General features: G+C 70.3%; 11 protein-coding genes. 2 read left to right on the top strand and 9 right to left on the bottom strand.

Features of this window, described 5'->3' with window-relative positions:
• Positions 1-59 precede the first annotated feature (59 nt).
• On the top strand, positions 60-1,778 hold the full coding sequence (locus CHC09_RS33925; RefSeq protein WP_143232754.1) for a hypothetical protein: 1,719 nt from the start codon (positions 60-62) through the stop codon (positions 1,776-1,778).
• A gap of 67 nt (positions 1,779-1,845) precedes the next feature.
• Here CHC09_RS33925 and CHC09_RS33930 read toward each other — a convergent pair whose 3' ends face one another.
• From CHC09_RS33930 to CHC09_RS33970, 9 genes are all read right to left on the bottom strand, one after another.
• Positions 1,846-2,679, bottom strand: a complete 834-nt coding sequence (locus tag CHC09_RS33930; protein WP_089297350.1) for a hypothetical protein — start codon at positions 2,677-2,679, stop codon at positions 1,846-1,848.
• Between the two features lie 138 nt (positions 2,680-2,817).
• Positions 2,818-3,849: a hypothetical protein gene (locus CHC09_RS33935; protein ID WP_089297351.1), complete on the bottom strand. Its 1,032-nt coding sequence runs from the start codon at positions 3,847-3,849 to the stop codon at positions 2,818-2,820.
• 92 nt (positions 3,850-3,941) lie between these two features.
• The gene (locus CHC09_RS33940) at positions 3,942-6,269 is read right to left on the bottom strand and encodes a glycogen debranching protein (protein WP_203833275.1); all 2,328 of its coding nucleotides are present in this window, start codon (positions 6,267-6,269) and stop codon (positions 3,942-3,944) included.
• A 464-nt stretch (positions 6,270-6,733) separates the two neighbouring features.
• Complete coding sequence (locus CHC09_RS33945; RefSeq protein WP_143232755.1) at positions 6,734-7,258, bottom strand: hypothetical protein; 525 nt, start codon at positions 7,256-7,258, stop codon at positions 6,734-6,736.
• Positions 7,255-9,348, bottom strand: coding sequence for a galactose oxidase early set domain-containing protein (locus CHC09_RS33950; RefSeq protein ID WP_089297353.1), 2,094 nt, complete (start codon positions 9,346-9,348; stop codon positions 7,255-7,257). The genes CHC09_RS33945 and CHC09_RS33950 overlap by 4 nt, the downstream gene beginning before the upstream one ends.
• The gene (locus CHC09_RS33955) at positions 9,345-10,595 is read right to left on the bottom strand and encodes a glycosyltransferase (protein ID WP_089297354.1); all 1,251 of its coding nucleotides are present in this window, start codon (positions 10,593-10,595) and stop codon (positions 9,345-9,347) included. Before CHC09_RS33955 ends, CHC09_RS33950 begins: the two co-directional genes overlap by 4 nt.
• The gene (locus CHC09_RS33960) at positions 10,592-12,193 is read right to left on the bottom strand and encodes an ArnT family glycosyltransferase (protein ID WP_239138641.1); all 1,602 of its coding nucleotides are present in this window, start codon (positions 12,191-12,193) and stop codon (positions 10,592-10,594) included. The genes CHC09_RS33955 and CHC09_RS33960 overlap by 4 nt, the downstream gene beginning before the upstream one ends.
• 61 nt (positions 12,194-12,254) lie before the next feature.
• Positions 12,255-13,493 (bottom strand): glycosyltransferase, encoded by a 1,239-nt coding sequence (locus tag CHC09_RS33965; protein ID WP_239138642.1) that lies wholly within the window; start codon positions 13,491-13,493, stop codon positions 12,255-12,257.
• Positions 13,494-13,890: 397 nt separating this feature from the next.
• Positions 13,891-14,490 carry an HDIG domain-containing metalloprotein gene (locus CHC09_RS33970; protein ID WP_089297408.1) on the bottom strand — a complete coding sequence of 200 codons (600 nt, stop codon included), beginning with the start codon at positions 14,488-14,490 and terminating at the stop codon, positions 13,891-13,893.
• Between the two features lie 68 nt (positions 14,491-14,558).
• Between CHC09_RS33970 and CHC09_RS33975 the strand changes: the two genes are divergently transcribed.
• Positions 14,559-16,505 (top strand): DUF6461 domain-containing protein, encoded by a 1,947-nt coding sequence (locus CHC09_RS33975; RefSeq protein WP_089297355.1) that lies wholly within the window; start codon positions 14,559-14,561, stop codon positions 16,503-16,505.
• Positions 16,506-16,531 lie beyond the last annotated feature (26 nt).

The following is a 16,531-nucleotide window of genomic DNA, read 5'->3' on the forward strand; positions in this document are numbered from 1 at the left end:
TACGTACGGTCTAAGCTCGGCATAGTGAGCCAGATGATCTTCGCAGTGGATCCGTGCCGGTGACGCGGCCCGGCGCACCCGCGCTGGACGGCTCACGCATCGACCGGTGGACCGCCGCGGTCGTGCCGTGGTGGGTGCCCCGATTGGCGCTGGCCGGGGCGTGGATAGCCGCCCTTGTCACTGCGGCGGCCGGGGATCCGACTTCGTGTACGGCTACGGATCCGAGCGTGTGCGGACCGGACGTGACGTTCGCGGTGGCGCTCGTCCCGCTCGTCGCAACGCCGTTCCTGTTGTGGTGGATACCCCTGGCCGGCTGCGGGGCCGGGGTCACCTTCGCCGTCCTGGACCTGATCTACGACGACGTACCGGCCGCCAATCTGGCCTTCGGGGTTCATGGCCTGCTCTGCCTGGCGGTGGCTGTCTGGCTGGTCGCGGACCGGCGGCGGCAGGCGGCGATCGTCGCGGAGGTGGCCGGGCCGATACACCTGGACACGGCGCTCACCGAGCGACTGCGGGTCGCCTTCCCGAGATGGGGAGAGCGTACGGCGGCTGCCGTCCTGCTGGTCCTCGGCGGGATCGGCGGCCTCGCCTGGTACGGCCATCGGGCCGCTCAGGTGGCGGCACACGAGTCGGCGGCGGTCCGGGCGGACGGCGTCATCCGCAGCGTCGACAACACCGAGGGGACGATCGCCGTGGAGGTGCCGCAGCCGGTCGAGGTGGACGTCGTGGGCTCGTACGAAGCCGGGCAGGTGATCCCGGTGCTGGTGGACGGCGCGTGGGTGCGCCCGGTCGCCGAGCCCGAGGACGTGACCGGCTGGCTCGGCGCCGGGCTCGGGGCGCTCTGCCTCGCCGCCCTCCTGCTGGTCCGCGAGCAGCGCATGCGGTCAGCCGGCCGACGACTGCTGGGCGGGCCGCTGTCCGCCGTGGAACTGACCACCGAGCTGGACGATCACGGTCGCGCCGTGCTGCCGGACGGCATGGCGGTGGTGCCGGTCGTGGCCGCGCCGATGCGTTCGACGAGCCCGCTCGTGACCGATGAGGACGAGGAGCGGACGGCCGAGGAGATCGAGGATTTCGGTCGGCAGTGGCGTGGCGACGGCCAGGAGAGCGAGCCGCAGACCGTCACGGTGGCCGGCGACCTGCGCGACGGCGGCTGGGTCCTGCTGATCTCCGACTCCGTCGTCCTGCTGCCCGAGGCGCCTCTGCGTATGCCGCGTCGCCGTCCCGAGGTGACCAAGGCACCGCCCGGGGAACCTCTGCCGCCCATGGACACGGGCGACCTGCCCGAGCTGCCCGTGGTCCTGTGGTCACGCCCACGCGACCGGGTGCTCGGGGCGTTGTCGCTGCTCGGTTTCGCCATCGGACCCGCCGTCGTGCTGGCCGGTGCGCCCGACGGCTGGTGGCAGACGGTCTTGGCGCTCTGGGCGGGTGGCCACTTCGCCTATCAGGGATGGTGCCGGCTGAACACACGGGTCGAGCTGACCCGCAGCGGGCTCGTGGCCCACGGCCGCGGGCGTGTCCACCACGTGCCGTGGCAACGCTTGTACGGCGTTCGGCACGACGAGAAGGGACTGTGGCTCGCCTGGGAACCCGGCAGCACCTTCCAGATCGGCGGCGTGGCTGATCGCTGGGGCGCGGTGATGATGCGACTGCGGGAGCTCTCGCTGGCCGCCGGCGATCCGGGCGGGCGGGTCACCAGCCGGCTGGGCGGGGCCTCGGCGGTCGTGCTCGTCTACGCCTTCGTGGCGATCGCGACCGTCTGGTGGCAGCACCGCTGAGCGCCGACCCCATCTGCCGGCCGAGGCCTCATGGCCGAGTGCGGCGCCCCGGCCGGCTGGGAAAGCGTTACCAGTTGGCCTTTCTGAGATTGTGCATGGCGGTCTTGGCGAGCGCCCTCAGCTTGGCCGTTTCGATGTCGTCGCGCTGGAAGCCGACGGTAACGAGATTCATGGACACGTTCTTGTAGGCGACGAGGACGCTCTTGCCGTACAGGCTGAACGACTTCGGGGTCTTGCCCTCGATGATGTACGTCAGGGTGAAATCCATCGCGACCGACTGGTCCCCGAGTTGCGGCATCCACAGCGGGGTCATGGTGAGTCTGAGTTGACCACGGTGCAAGGCAGGGCACCGCAGGAGGATCCGCTCGATGCGGTGGACTTCGGAACGGGACCCCACCCGCCCGAGGTCGGCCAGGGACTCCACCACGATCGGGCCGGTCTCGCCCGTCACGAACGCGGCGATCTCGATCGGGGCGCCGCGCCCCTCGGCCGTGGCCTTCCCGTCGCGCGGGCTCAGCAGGGCCGCGATATCGGCGGTGGACAGCGCCTTCCGCGTGGTCAGAGACTTCGACTCGGGTGCGGCGGGCGGCGGTGTGGTGGCCGGCGGTGTGGTGGGCACCTGGCGCATCGGCGCGCACGGATCGTGCCGGGTGTCGGCGGGATCGTACTGCGACGCCATCAGGCTGGTGACGCTCATGTTGCCCTTGTCGAGCGGCACCGGCTGGCTGCCCGCCGGCAACTGGTCCACGGTGAGAAGCGCGCTCTTCAGCCGCGCCGGTTTGACATCGGCCTCGGCGGCGGGAGCCGCGACGGCCGGCGAGAGGTTGACCGCGAGCGTGGCCACCAGCGCGACCGGAATGGCGGTGGCGAGCTTAATCGTTCTGATCTTCCTGATTCCCATTGCCCAAACGCTAGGCGACCCCTATCGCAAAGTCAGCGAGATCATAAAGGACGGATTTTTCGGTTACCGCAATTCACATCAATTAATTGAATACACGCCGCCGGATGATGCCGAACAAATTCCGGCGCCCCGCGGCGGTCAGCCGTTGAAGACCTCCCACGCCAGGTCCAGGTGCCGCAACGGCCGCAGGAAGGCGGGGTGACTGGCGCCGGCGTAGACCTCGAACACCTCGGAGCCGTCCTCGGTGGGGCCGGCCTGCACCACGAGCCCTGGCCCGACGTACGTGTGGGTCCGCGGACCCGGCCAGCGCAGCGGCCGTAGCGGCACCCGCCGCAACGGCTCGACCAGCCGCCGGACCTGGTCAGCGTCGGCGAACGCGAGACCGCCGTGGGGCCCGTCGAGCGCCGCGCGAGCCAGCACGAACAGCAGGAGAAAGCCGTGCAGCGGCTCCCGCTCGGCGACCAGGCCGTCGCCGAGACCCTCGTAGTAGACCGCCGGGTTCACGCCCGCCGCCTCGAACAACAACCGGAAGACCCCGTCGCTCTCCTGACCGAACGCCACGAGTCCGTCGGCCCGATCGCGATCGGTACGCGAACTCGGGTAGAGGAACACCGAGCCACAGTGCTCCGGTGTCCGGTGGAACCGGCCCAGCGCCGGCGACACGATACTGATTTCACGGGGCGGTTCCGTGTCGGGGAACCAGCCGGCGGCGAACTGCTCCATCGCACCCAGCGGATCACCGGGGAGCAGGTCCAGCCAGCCCAGGCTGGGCGGCTCGGGTGCGGGCGACGTCGGTCGCACCCGGTCCAGCAGGTCGTACGACAACGGCTTGTCGAACCACAGCGTGACTTCCCGCAGCCGTCCGCCCTGCCGCTCCAGCGAGCCCGGCCGGACCGGCCCGAGGCAGAGCAATCCGTCCGGCAGGCGAGCGAAGGCCGCCCTCGCCGACGCGAACTCGACCCCCGCCGGGAAGGGCTCGCGCAGCACGAGATCGTCGGCCGACCGCACACCGGATCCATCCGGCCGGTACCCGGACGCGACGATGATCGCGAGCTCGCCCGGAGCCGAAACGTAGGTCACGTCCGCGCCGCCGTCCAGAACGGTGGCGCCGTCCCCGAACAGCGAATCCACCTGCGTCAACGCAAAGAACTGGCCGACCTCGAACCGCACGGGAGCACCATAGCCAGGGACCGGGGTGGGGTGCGCTGCGGGACCCGCCGGATCCATCGGACGCTGCCGTCCGATGGATCCGGCGTTGCGGCCTATTTGGCGATGAGCAGGAGCAGGGCCCGGCCGTGCAGCAGATACGACGTGGACGCGCCGCCGAGCAGGACCTCGGCACCGGGAGCGGCAACCTGGTCGGCGCCTTCGGCCCAGGTCGAGGTGTCGGTGACCCGGTACCACTGCCGGCCGGCGGGAGGCGCCGGCAGGGTGAAGGTGACGTCTCCGGACCAGCCGTTGTAGGCGGCGTAGATCCCCGTCGCGGGGTCACCGAACTCGCTGCCGTCGATCTGCCAGGCCAGCGCGTGGTTGTTCGCGTCCGCCCAGTACGCGGCGTCCGGCGTCGTCCCGGCCGGGGTGAACCAGACGAGCTGGCCGAGCCCGTTGGAGTTGGTGTCGGCGGCGGTGTAGAAGTTCACCGGCCGCAGCGCGGGATGCGCCTTGCGGAAGGCGAGGAGCCGGCTGGTGAACGTGGCGAAGTTGGTCTGCGTGGCGTCCGGCGCCCAGTTGAGCCAGTTGGCGCTGGAGTCGAGGTTGTACGGATTGTTGTTGCACTTGACGCTGCGCAGGTATTCGTCGCCGCCGGTCATCATCGGCGTGCCGGCCGAGAGCAGGAGCAACGCCTGACCGTTGCGGGCGGCCTTGCGCTGGTCGGCCGCCACCCCGCCCTGATCCCAGGAGATGTTGTCGTCGGAGCCGCCGTCGGACGGCCCGTACGGCCAGGCCTGATTGTTGCTCTTGGCCGCGCACGAGTACAGGTCCTTGAGGGTGAACCCGTCGTGGGCGACCATGAAGTTGACCGAGTTCCACGGTCGCCGGCCGTCGTCGCCGTAGAGATCGGACGATCCGGCGAAGCGGTTGGCGAGCTCGGCCGGGGTGACCGCGTCCACGCCGAGCTTGTTCTGGTCGCGGCGCACGGTGTCACGGTAGATGCCGTTCCACTCCGACCAGCCCGCCGGGAAGTTGCCGACCTGGTAGCTGTTGCCGCCGATGGCCCAGGGCTCGGCGATCCAGTCGACACCGGACCCGCCGGCGGCCGGGCGGGCGGGCATCTCGGAGACGAGCCGGTTGAGGGCGGTGCCCGCGTCCGTACGGCTGTAGTTGAAGCATCCGTGCTGGCAGGTGTTGCCGAGGACGGAGGCCAGGTCGAACCGGAAGCCGTCGACGCCGAGCGTGTTCTTCCAGTAGGCGACGGAGTCGACGATGAGGTTCTGCGCGACTGGGTTGTTGGTGTTGTAGTTGCCGCCGACGCCGGTGTTGTCCCAGGGGCTCTGCCGGTCGGCGGTCAGCGAGTAGTAGGTGGGGTTGTCCAGGCCACGCCAGGAGAACAGGTTGTAGGTGTTCTTGTCACCCTGCGGGCCCTCCTCGGCGGTGTGGTTGTAGACGACGTCGATGAGCACCTTGATCCCGGCGTCGTGGTATGCCTTCACCATGGCCTGGAACTCCGCGGTCGGCCCGCCGGGGGACTTGTCGTAGGCGTACCGGCGGTCAGGGGCGAAGTAGTTGAGGGTCATGTACCCCCAGTAGTTGTCGCCGGAGGTGCCGGTGGCGTCGACGTCGTTCGTGTCGTTCTGGGTCTCCTGGACCGGCAGGAACTCCACCGCGGTCACGCCCAGGGACGCGAGGTAGCCGGCTTTCAGCGCCGCGCCCCGATAGGTGCCCCGGTAGGCCGACGCGATCGAGGGATCGTTTTTGGTCAGGCCGCGCAGGTGCACCTCGTACACGGCGTCGTCCTTGAAGGCTCTGGTGGGCTTCGTGCCCACGGCGCCGGTGGCCGGGCGCAGAGCGATGCTCTTGGGGGCGAACGTGCCGGTGTCGGTCGCCCGGTTGGCGCCGGAGCGGTAGCCGGTCGCGCTGGGCTGGGCGGGGGTGAGCGGATCGTGGCTGATCTCCCTGGCGTACGGGTCGATCAGGAGTTTGTTGGGGTTGAACCGGTTGCCTGCCGAGTCGACGTCGGAGACGAAGCCGGCCGTCGACCCCTTCGTCCAGCTCGCGTTGTAGGGCCAGTTGGGGCCCCAGGCGCGGTATCCGTAGTAGACCGTGCCGGTGACGCCCTTGGCGGTGAGGTCGGCGACGCTGACCGTGGTGGCGAAGATGTCGCTGCTCTCGGCCAGGAGGTAGCTGGCCTTCTCCTGCGCTCCGGTCGCGGCGCTGTAGACGTAGACCTGGATCCGGGTGGCCGCCGCTGAGCGGACCCGGAACGTGATGTTGGCGCCCGTCGCGTCGTAGCGCGCCCCCAGGGTCTGGGCGTCGATCGCGGCCCGGGCCGGTGGTGCGGTGACGATGCCGGCGGACAGGATCGCGGTCACGCCGATGAGCATCGTGACCGCCACGGCCAGGTGCCGGAGTGCGGGCAAGCGGGGATTCACTACGAAGACCTCCTCGTGGGGACGGGGTGGTACGAGGAAGCCGGCGAGTGGGCCCGCTCTGCCGACCGCGTGCGCTGCAAGTACTTGCAATGTTTCCGAGAAGCTACCATCCGCTGTCATAAATGTTAACGGTCGTATCGGTCGCAACACGACCGATCTTGGGCCGGAAGACCACTCCACCCCGCTTCAACAGTCGGAATGTGCTACCAGGATCTGCAAGAAGTTGCCGGTGCGAACCGACGATGACGGCCGGTCCGCTGTCCGCGGCCGGCCGTCATCGTTGTATCGGGAGTCCGGACACCATCAGGAGAACCGGCTGCGGGTCTGGGCCGCGGCCGGGTTCCCGGGGTGGCCGGGCGTCGCGCGGGGCTTGGCCCGCGAGGGCCGGCCACGGGACTCCATGGTCGTACCCGCGAATGGGTCTGTTGCCGGGCTGCCGGAGACCCGGTGGCCCGGCAACGACCTCAGCCGCAGGCGATCTTGTTCTTGTCGGGGTCGAGGTTCTGGCGGTCCTTGGCGGCGACCGGGACGCCGGTGAAACCGTGCGCCTTCAGCCAGGCGCAACGGTCGGTCACCCCCTTCGGGAACGTCACCGGAACGCACTGGGCCTTGGTCCCGTAGTTCCGGTCACAACCGTCCACGTTCGGCGTGACCCTGACCGGTGCCTTCGGCGACTTGCCCGGCCGGATCCGGGCCCGGCCCGGCTGCCCCGCGAACGGCTGCACGAACGGCGCCGGCGTTCCGTGGACCTTCGGGGGCTTCGCCGCCGCGGCGGTGGTCTTCTCCGGCGTGGCGGCCCGATCTTTGACTGACCGGTCCGCGGCCTGGTCGGCCCGGCTGGTCCCGGTGGCCCCGAGCGAGGCCTGAGCCGCCGCGGGCGTGCTCAGGAGACGCGGATCCGGCGTCCGCTGGTCGACCACCGTCCAGGTGGCGGCGGCGCAGAGCACAGCGGCGCCGAGACCGATCCAGGTGTAACGCATCCGGCTCATCCGACATGCACCCACTTCGCTACCGAAGGAACACCGTTGGTACCGACCACGAACAGCATGTACCAGCCGGGCGGGGCCAGGTTGGGGTTGCTGGTCAGGTTCAGGCCGATCGTGTTGCCGTTGACCGTCATCGGCAGGTCGACGAAGCGCTGGTTGGGGTCGCTGGAGTGGGTCACCGCGGCCGGGCGGATCAGCTCGGCCTTGAGGATCGGCGCGTCGACGTTGATCGTGTGCTGCGACCCGTACGCCCACTGGGTGTCCGAGATGCCGGTGATGTGCGGCCGGGCGCCCTTGAACAGGTACGGCGGCGAGTAGACCGACATCCGCATGTCGAACGTGCCGTTGCCGGGGTTGTCACCGACCGCCATCACCCGCCCGTCGGGCAGCAGGAACGCCGACGAGTGGTAGGTACGCGGAACCGGGTCGGTGGCCAGGCCGGGAGTGAACGTGTTGGTGGCCGGGTCGTACATCGAGGCCTCGTAGACCGGGTCGGCACGGTTGTGCAGGCCACCACCGGTCTCGAAGACCTTGCCGTCGGGCAGCAGCACCGCGGAGACGTACATCTTGCCCTGCGCGGCCGTCTCGGGGACCCCGCCGGTGAGCGTCCCACCGGGCATCGGCGGGCCCGCGGTGTAGACCGGGTTCGCCGGCTTGAGGTCGATCAGGTCGGTGAGCCGGTGCGCGTCCGGGTTGCTCTCGATGTTGCCGCCGCCCATGGTCAGCACCTTCTGGTCCTGGGCCGGGGGCAGCAGAACACTCATCGACTGGTCGCGTTCGTCCTTCTTACGCAGGCCGTCGACCGGGGTGACAGTGTTGGCGCCGTAGTCGTAGATGCTGGCACCGGTGCCGGGCAGGCCGTTGCCGAAGACGTGGCTGCCGCTGTAGAAGAGCCGGCCGTCCTGCATCAGGATCATCGTCGGGTACAGGCCCCAGAAGCTCCAGGTCTGATGCGCCTCGTTGAGGCCGAGCCAGCGCTGCTCCGCATTGGAGAAGTACTGGGTGGCGACCATGCCGTTGGAGTCCTCGCCGAGTCCACCCAGGGAGATCACGTCACCGTTGCCGAGCTCGGTGGCCGACGGGTACCAGGAGCCGGCGGTCATGTCGTTGACCCGCGAATAGGTGTTGGTGGCCGGGTCGAAGACGTACGAGTTCTTCAGGCCCTTGTAGCCATGGCTGCCGTCCGCGGCCGGGTAGTCCTTGTTGCCGCCCATCACCAGGACCCGTCCGTCACGCAGTTGCACGTGCCCGGAGCAGAACAGGTCCTCCGGCGTGGTCACATTGGTGAACGTGCCGTTGCCGGGATGGTAGATCGCCGACTTGAACGTCTTGGCGGCGAAGTCGTCGGGGTTGTTGCCGGAGCCGGCCACCAGCAGCACGTCGCCGTTGCGCAGCACGACCGCGTGGATGCTGCGGACCGGCGAGTTGAACGGCATCACCGCCCAGGCACCCTGGGTGCAGGCGGCGCCGGCGCTGCAGGACTGCTCGGGGGCCGGCTCGGTGGCGTCGTTCATCTCGTAGTCGTCGGTCTGCAGGGTGCCGACCCCGTAGATGGTGACGCCCCAGACGACCTGGTCGGTGTTCGGCGGGACCTGCGGGGTGCGCACGGTGGACTGCGTCCAGGCTGTCGTGACCGGCAGGCTGGCCAGGTCGGTCCAGTAGACCCAGCCCTGGGCGACGTCGTGCCGGAACATCGTCATCACGGTGTTCGGCGTGCTGGTCTGGTACCAGACGGACAGGTCGTACTGGTGTCCCGGGGTGACGTTCGGCGCGCACGAGGTGTCCTCGATCATCATCGCCTTGCGGTCGCCGCTGCCGGCCGAGGAGATGGTCACGCTCATCGCCTTGGTGCCGCTGTGCGGAGTGTTGGTGACCGCGAACGCGTACCCGTTGGAGCCCCAGCCGGACTGGTTCCAGCAGACCGGGAAGCCGGTGCCGTCCAGGGCCTCCAGGCCGGGGTTGCCGACCAGGTTCGCGCTGGCGCCGGCCGGCACCTGCGGCAGACCGAGGAAGAGCACCAGGGTCAGGACGATGAACTGCGCGATGCGGAGCCGGTCACGCCGGCTGATCAGTGGACGGGGTTGTCTACTCATGAACGCCCCAGGTAGATGATTTTCTCGGCGATGAGGAAACGGACCAGGAACGATGCCACCAGCGTCAGCAGGTTGCCGGCGAGCACACCGAGGTGGGCACCGTCGACGAGCAGGGCGAGCAGCGGGATCCGTAGCAACAGGTCGGCGTTGCCGACCAGGAAGAACCGGCTGGCGCGCGCCAGGAAGCCGCGCTCCCGGCGGTTGCGATAGAGGATCTGGTCGGTCAGCGCGAAGTTCCAGACCACGGCGAGCACATTGGCGAGCACCGCAGCGGGCGCGTAGTGCATGCCGGACATGCTGGTCAGTGCCCAGAGCAGGGCCTGGTTGGGCAGCAACCCGGAGATGCCGATCAGCCCGAAACCGATCATCCGGGAACGCCCGCTGCCCAGGCGCAGCCGCCCGAGATGCTTGAGGAAGCGGAGTCCCTCGGTGACCGTCGACTTCGACTCGCCGGCGTGCCGGGGCTGGAACGTGTAGGGCACCTCGACGACGCGGCCGGGCCGGGTGCGGACGATCAGCTCGAGCAGGATCTTGTAGCCGAGCGGCCGCAGCTGCCCGGCGTCGAGCGAGCTCGCCCGGATCGCGAACAGACCGCTCATCGGGTCGCTGACCGACAGCAGGCTGGTCCGGAACAGCGTCTTGACCAGCAGCGTCGATCCGCGGGAGACCAGCTTGCGGTACCTGTCGGCGAGGCCGCCGGTGCTGCCACCGGGCGTGTAGCGGGAGCCGACCACCAGGTCGGCGCCGTCACGCATGCCGGCCGCGATCAGATCCGGGACGATCTCCGGCGGGTGTTGCAGGTCGGCGTCCATCACCACGACCCATTCGCCGCCGGCGATCCGCATGCCCTCGACGACGGCGCCGCCGAGCCCGCCGACGCCGTTCTCGCGGTGGTGGACGGTGATCGCCATCGGGTAGTCACCGGCGACCCGCTCGATCACCTCGGGCGTGTCGTCGGTGCTGTCGTCCACGAAGACGATCTCGGTCTCGGAGTGCGGCAGCACGGCCGCGAGCCGTTCCAGCAGCGCGGCCACGTTGTCGCGCTCGTTGTAGGTAGGGACGATGATGCTCTGCCGCAGCGTGGTCGGCGTGGGCAGCACGCCGATCTGCCCGGGCAGCACCGCCCGCGTGCGGCCGGGCCTGCGTTGCTGCAGCGGGACGGTCTTCTCGCCGGGGGTGACGGTGGCCCGGATCGGTGAGTGCACGACCGCGCGAGCGGCGTAGCGGTCGTCAGCGGCCAGGGTCATGAATTCTCCAGTTTGTTGATCCGGCGGACCTCGATGCGGCCCTCCTGTGGGCCGAACGCGGCCACCACAGCCGAGTTGGTCAGCAGGGTGTTCACGGTCGGCAGGGCAGCCGGGTCCTGCCGCAGTGCCGGGGTGGACACGATGTAGTCGACGTCGTGCCACCCGTGCGGCAGGGTGGCCTTGACCGCCGGGTCGAGGTCGAGCTTGTAGAACCAGATGACCTTCTCCTGCTGGTATCCGGCGTTGACGCAGTCGAGCCAGAGCACGTCGTCGACGACCACGGTGGTGTTCTGCCGGTCGCTGACGGCGGTGCGCAGGTAGTCGGCGGCGGCCGCGTAGCCGGCGTTGTCGTCGGCGGTCAGGGCCCGCTGATTGCCGGTCCACCAACGCGGGACGACCAGGGTGGCGGCCAGCAGGGCGAGGAGCGTGAGGACGACCGGGCGCAGCCAGCGGGTCCGGATCGAACTCAGCACGCCGGCCTGGTCCAGGGCGGCGGCGATGGCGATCGCGAAGAACGGCAGGATCTGCACGACGTACATGGCCGGCAGGTAGCCACCGGGGCGCAGGGCGACCAGGGTGAGGATCGCGCCGGCGACGGCGGGCGGGCGCAGCCGGCGGACCGGCAGGATCAGGACGGTCGCGACCAGCCCGGCGACCAGGATGATCGGGTCGTAGAAGAGCCAGGAGTGCAGCAGGTCGTTGGCGCCCGACCCGGTGGTGAAGATGCTGCCCGAGCCGGACCGGTTGGCCAGCTGGAACTGCCAGGCTCCGATCAGCGAGACGTGTCCGGGGCCGGGGAAGAGCTCGCCGCGCAGCAGGGCGTAGAGCGGGTAGAACACGCCGGTCAGGACGACTCCGCTGATGTAGCCGCCGATCGCCCACGGGCGGGTGGAGCTGCGGGCCGCGTTCTGCCACAGCGCGACCGCCACGGCCGGGGCGGTGACCAGCATGGTCTCCTTGCTGAGCACCGCGACCGCGGTGGCCACGCCGGCCGCGGTGACGTGCCAGAGGTGCCGTCGCGGGGACAGGACCAGGGCGAGCGCCCCGAGCATCCAGGCGACCGCGAAGCTGTCCAGGTAGATCTCGCGGTCCATGGTGACCGCGAGCGGCGACAGGCCGAAGATCAGCAGCGCGGCGGCGGACGACCAGACGGCCATGCCCATCCGGCGGCAGATCGTGTAGATCAGCATCAGGCTGGCGCCGACGACCGGAAGCATGGCGATCCGGCCGACGGCGACCGCGGGGCCGTCGACGCCGAACAGGCCGGGGATCCAGGAGAGCGCGGCCAGCTGGATCCAGGCCAGGGGCGGGTGGTCGTACCAGTAGGTGTAGTGGGCCAGGCCCTTGCCGTTGGCCACCGCCCAGGCCTGCGCGAGGTAGGTGCCCTCGTCGTCGCTGGCTCCGGGGAAGCCGGTGATGTTGATCGCGAGGACCGTCACCACCAGTGCGGTCAGGGACAGGGCGAGGTAGGTCTCCGGGTTACCACGGCGCCGCCGTCGCTCGGCCGGCACCTCGGTTGCCGTGGGGACGATCCTTGGACTGTCGTCGACCGCCTCGAGCAGTGCGACGCTGCCCTTGCGGCGTTGCGTCACGGGCACGCCGCCACCTCCGCTTCGCTCCGGCGTCGACATGAGCCGACCGATTCGCTCGCAAGCTCGCTCATGCGGCGCTCGCCTCGGCGGAGGCCGGGCCGGCGGCGTGCAGGTGAGCGCCGACGTGCGCGGTCAGCTCCCAGTTGCGCCGCCCGGTGTACTCGCGCCACACCGCACGCAGCGCGGCGACGCTCAGGATCAGCGCGTACGGGAACGCCCCGAGCGTCAGCCAGGCGTAGTGCTTCAGGCGGATCTTCAGCCCGTACTGCATGCCGAAGTCGCGCAGCCCGACGGTCTGGAAGACGATGTTGGCGAGCATCGGCACCACCGGCACGAAGGTGGCCAGGGCGATGCCGACCGGCAGGTCCGCCCAGAGCGCCATGCCCACGCCGACCGGGATGGCCAGGCCGGAGAAGGCCTGCAGGAACGGGCCGGTCAGGGTGTAGCGGGCGAGCAGCCGCTGCCGGAACGACGGCAGCCGCCGCCACTCCCCCTTGCGCAGCACCTGCAGGAAGCCCTGGTTCCACCGGGTGCGCTGCTTGAGCAGGCTGCCGATGGTGTCCGGGGTCTCCTCGCGGGTGACCAGCGACGCCTCGTACGCGACCACGACCTTGGCGCCCCGGCTGGACAGCCGCACCCCGAGGTCGCAGTCCTCGGCGAGGCAGGTGCCGTCCCAGCCGTTGGCCCTGCGCAGCACGTCGGCGCGGACGAACACGGTGTTGCCGCCGAGCGGGATGAAGCCCTTGTCGGCGTGCAGGTGCAGGCGGCTGCGGAACCAGAAGAAGTACTCCAGGCAGTTGTGCAGGCTGAACCAGCTCGAATGGAAGTTGATCAGCTGGACGCCGCCCTGGACCACGTCGGCACCGGTGTCCCGGAACGCGTGGTCGACGTGTTCGAGCAGGTCCGGGTGGACCTGGTCCTCGGCGTCGAAGACCCCGACGACGTCGCCACGGACGTACCGCAGCGCGGTGTTCAGCGCGCGGGGCTTGTTCTTGACCTCGTTGTGGTCGGTGACCACCAGGATCCGTTCGGGTGCCGTCGCCGCGACCCGGTTGGCCACCTCGGCCGTCTCCGGATCGTCGTGCCCGATGATCAGGATGATCTCGTAGCCCTGGTGGGTGGAGCGCAGCAGGCGCTCCACCGTGTGCTCCAGCACGGCCTGTTCGTGCCGGGCCGGCACGAGCAGGGAGAACGTGACCCGGTGGTCGCCGTCCGGTTCGGCGAACCGGGTGGCGGCGAGCGTCTCCGGGGTGCGCCAGGCGTGCATCGTCCACCACAGCGTCACCGCAGCGAATGTGGAGAGCACGAGAGAAATGGAAATCATGACGGCGGCAGCCAAGATCAGGGCCCTTTCGGCAAAGGAGAATCGCCACCAGGAATAAGGGTGCGGCGGAACCATATCGCTCCAGGCGAGGTGCAATTCAAGTCGATCAGACTCTTTTCCCCTGATCCAGTGAGCGGGGTGGATACAGGCGGATATGCCCAATTCGCACCGCTTGCTGGGGTCATCCGGTCAGATCAGCGACACAATTTCCCCACGCCGAAACAAGCCGGTAACACAGAAAGGCACCCGCCCCTGGGTGTTCGGGCGGGTGCCTTTTCTCATCGGCCGACGCAAGAAATTCTCACGCCTCTGGGAGTGGCCTGACAGAAAGAAGGTAAACTAGTTTGACTATTTCAGAAAATCCCGCCTACGGGGGACTTCAGCGGACCACGGCGTGACCGGTCGCGGCGGACAGGGCCAGCAGGTCGGGCTCCCCGTAGGTGGCGACCATCGTACTGAAGCGTTCGACCTTGTCCGGACCGAAACGACCGACCGAGGCCGCGTACGCCGCCGCCGAGACGAACACCGGCGGGCTCTTCTTGCTGTGGAACTTGTCGGCGTACATGACCAGGCTCTCCTCGCCGGTCCGGGCGACGTAGTCGCCGGGCGGCAGCGGCAGGCCCTGGTCCAGGATGTCGGCGTGGGTCACGCCGACGCCGGTGTGGCAGGAGCAGAACCGGCACAGGTACTCCGGAAAGCCCTCGGCCCGCAACAGTTCGTGGCCGAGCAGCCCGTGCCGGATGTAGTTCGCGTGGTCCAGCACACCGTCGCGGCCGTAGAGCCGGTACACGCCGATGTCGTGCAGCAGGCAACCAGCCCGCACCAAGCCGGCATTCACATCGAGGTCCAGCCGGTCGAGGAGTTGCTCGGCGATCCGGCAGACGATCTCGCAGTGCGTCCAGACCGACTCGAACGCCTCCCGGGTGGGGGCGACCCGCTCGTGCAGCGACCGGATCTCGGAGTCCTCGGGAATCCACACGGGAGCAATGATCGCAGGCCGGGCCCGGCGGGCGGACAGCACCACCACGTTCCGGTACCGTCTCGACGGTGATCGATCCTCCGGACGAGTTCGTCGCGGCCGTCCGCGAGCTGCTGCCCCGCCTCGTCGCCCTGATCGGCCCGGGACCGGCCGCGGAGCTTGGCCGGCTCGGCGCTCCCGACAGCGTCCGGCCACCCCGGCAGACCGTGCGGCGGCGGGCCGCTCACCGGCTCGGGAACTCCGCCGCCGAGCCGGTGGCCCTGACCGCGCTGCGCGATCTCGGGCCGCTGCCGGCCGAGCGGCTGCTCGGCGCGCTCGAGGTGACGATCGCCGGGCTGGAGCTGCCCGCCCTGCCGGCGGCGCCCGCCGCCCCGGCTTCGATGCCCGCTCCCCCGCCGGGCACCGGGCTGGCCATCGTCTCGGCCGGTCAGGACAGTGCCGCGGTCACCGCCGCCGTACTCCTGGAGCGGTTGCGTCCCGGAAGTGCCGACGCGGTCCTCGCTTTGACCCGCCGCCTCGGCTCGCTGCTGCCCCCGACCGCCGACCCGGTCGCCGGGAAAGCGGCCAGCGGCGAGGCCGCCGGTGAAAGAGCGGACAGCGGGAAAGCGGCCAGCAGCGAGGCCGCCGGTGAAGAAACGGCGAGCGGGACAGCGGCCAGCAGCAAGGCCGTCGGCGGGGAAACGGCGAGCGGGACAGCGGCCAGCAGCAAGGCCGTCGGCGGGGAAACGGGCGGCGGGAAAGCGGCCGACAGCGAGGCGGAGATCGCCGCGGCGCACGGCGCGCGCTGGCTGGCGCTGGCGGTCGCCGCCGCGTGTGCCGTGACCGCGCAGGCCGACCCACCCGTCATCGTGGAGAGACCCGCGGCGACCGCCGGGCTCGCGGTCGGCGCCGCGGCGACGGTCCTGCGCGGCCTGCCGATGCCTTCCGGGTACGACGCCGCCCTGCTCAGCCGAATCCGCGACGAGTACCTGCTCCCCCGGCACAGCTACGGCACCGTGCCGGTCTCCGCCCACCGTTTCGCGCTGACCGAGGGGAACTTCCCCACCGTCCCGGGCTTCACCGGGAACGGCCTGGTGACCGTGGTCGACGGCGGCGCCGCGATCCGCACCGGCGCCGCCGAGGGGCCGATCCGCGTGCACCTGTCCGTGCTCGCCGACCCGCCGGCCGACGTGGAGCCCGGCTGGGACGAGATCGTCGAGGTCGGCTGGCACGCCCCCGCCGGCCGTGCCTCGGTGCTCGGCCCGGACGGTCCCGGCGACCCGCAGTTGCGCCACGCCACCCCGCCCTGGCCGGGCGACTACCGGCTGCGGGTGCACGCCCGGGGCCGCGACGACGCCGAGGACCCGGACGCGCCGGACACCGAGATGTTCAGCCTGGTGGTCTGGGCCGCGCCGCCCACGCCGGTGATCGTGCACCGGCGCACCGACCGGCTGGGGCACCGGCTGCGCGGCGAGCCGGAACCGGAACGCCCGGTGCGGCCCGAGCACGCGTACCGGTGGATCCGCCGTACCGCCCTGGCGATCGGCGCGACCGTGACCGTGGTGACCGCCTCGACCCCCGCCGAGGTGCTCCGCGCGTTCGGCGCCGACCCGGACCGGCCGGAGCCGGTCACCTCGATCGAGGACTCGCCGCACCCCGGCCCGTGGGTCGCGGTGCACGACGCGGGCGGCGCTGTCGTCGCCGTGGAGTTCAACGGCTATCAGGGCTCGCACGCAGCGGTACTCAAGGCGGCGTCGGCGCACGGCCGGGCGGCCAGCATGTTCTGGAACGAGCGGGCGCTGACCCGGCTGTCGTTCGCCGAGGGCGGCGAGCTGCTGGCCGCGTTCGAGCCGTGGCAGGACGTGGACGCCGAGCCCCGGGTGGCCGCCGCCCTGTCCGGCCTGGACTTCGCCGCCCCGGGCCTGCGCGCGGAGAAAGGCCTGGTCGCGGTCGAGCGGTTCACCGGCTGCGGCCTGACGCCGGCGATGCTGGAGCGGATCCGGGCGGGGCACGGACACCGCATCACCGCCGCCTGACGAAATACCGCGGCGACTATCTTGAC

It is taken from the genome of Actinoplanes regularis (assembly GCF_900188005.1).
In the GTDB taxonomy this organism is placed as follows: Bacteria; Actinomycetota; Actinomycetes; order Mycobacteriales; family Micromonosporaceae; genus Actinoplanes; species Actinoplanes regularis.

Coding starts and splice junctions, on each gene's coding strand:
- CHC09_RS33930 (WP_089297350.1), bottom strand. CDS start 2,679: ATGGGAATCAGGAAGATCAGAACGATTAAGCTCGCCACCGCCATTCCG.
- CHC09_RS33945 (WP_143232755.1), bottom strand. CDS start 7,258: ATGAGCCGGATGCGTTACACCTGGATCGGTCTCGGCGCCGCTGTGCTC.
- CHC09_RS33950 (WP_089297353.1), bottom strand. CDS start 9,348: ATGAGTAGACAACCCCGTCCACTGATCAGCCGGCGTGACCGGCTCCGC.
- CHC09_RS33955 (WP_089297354.1), bottom strand. CDS start 10,595: ATGACCCTGGCCGCTGACGACCGCTACGCCGCTCGCGCGGTCGTGCAC.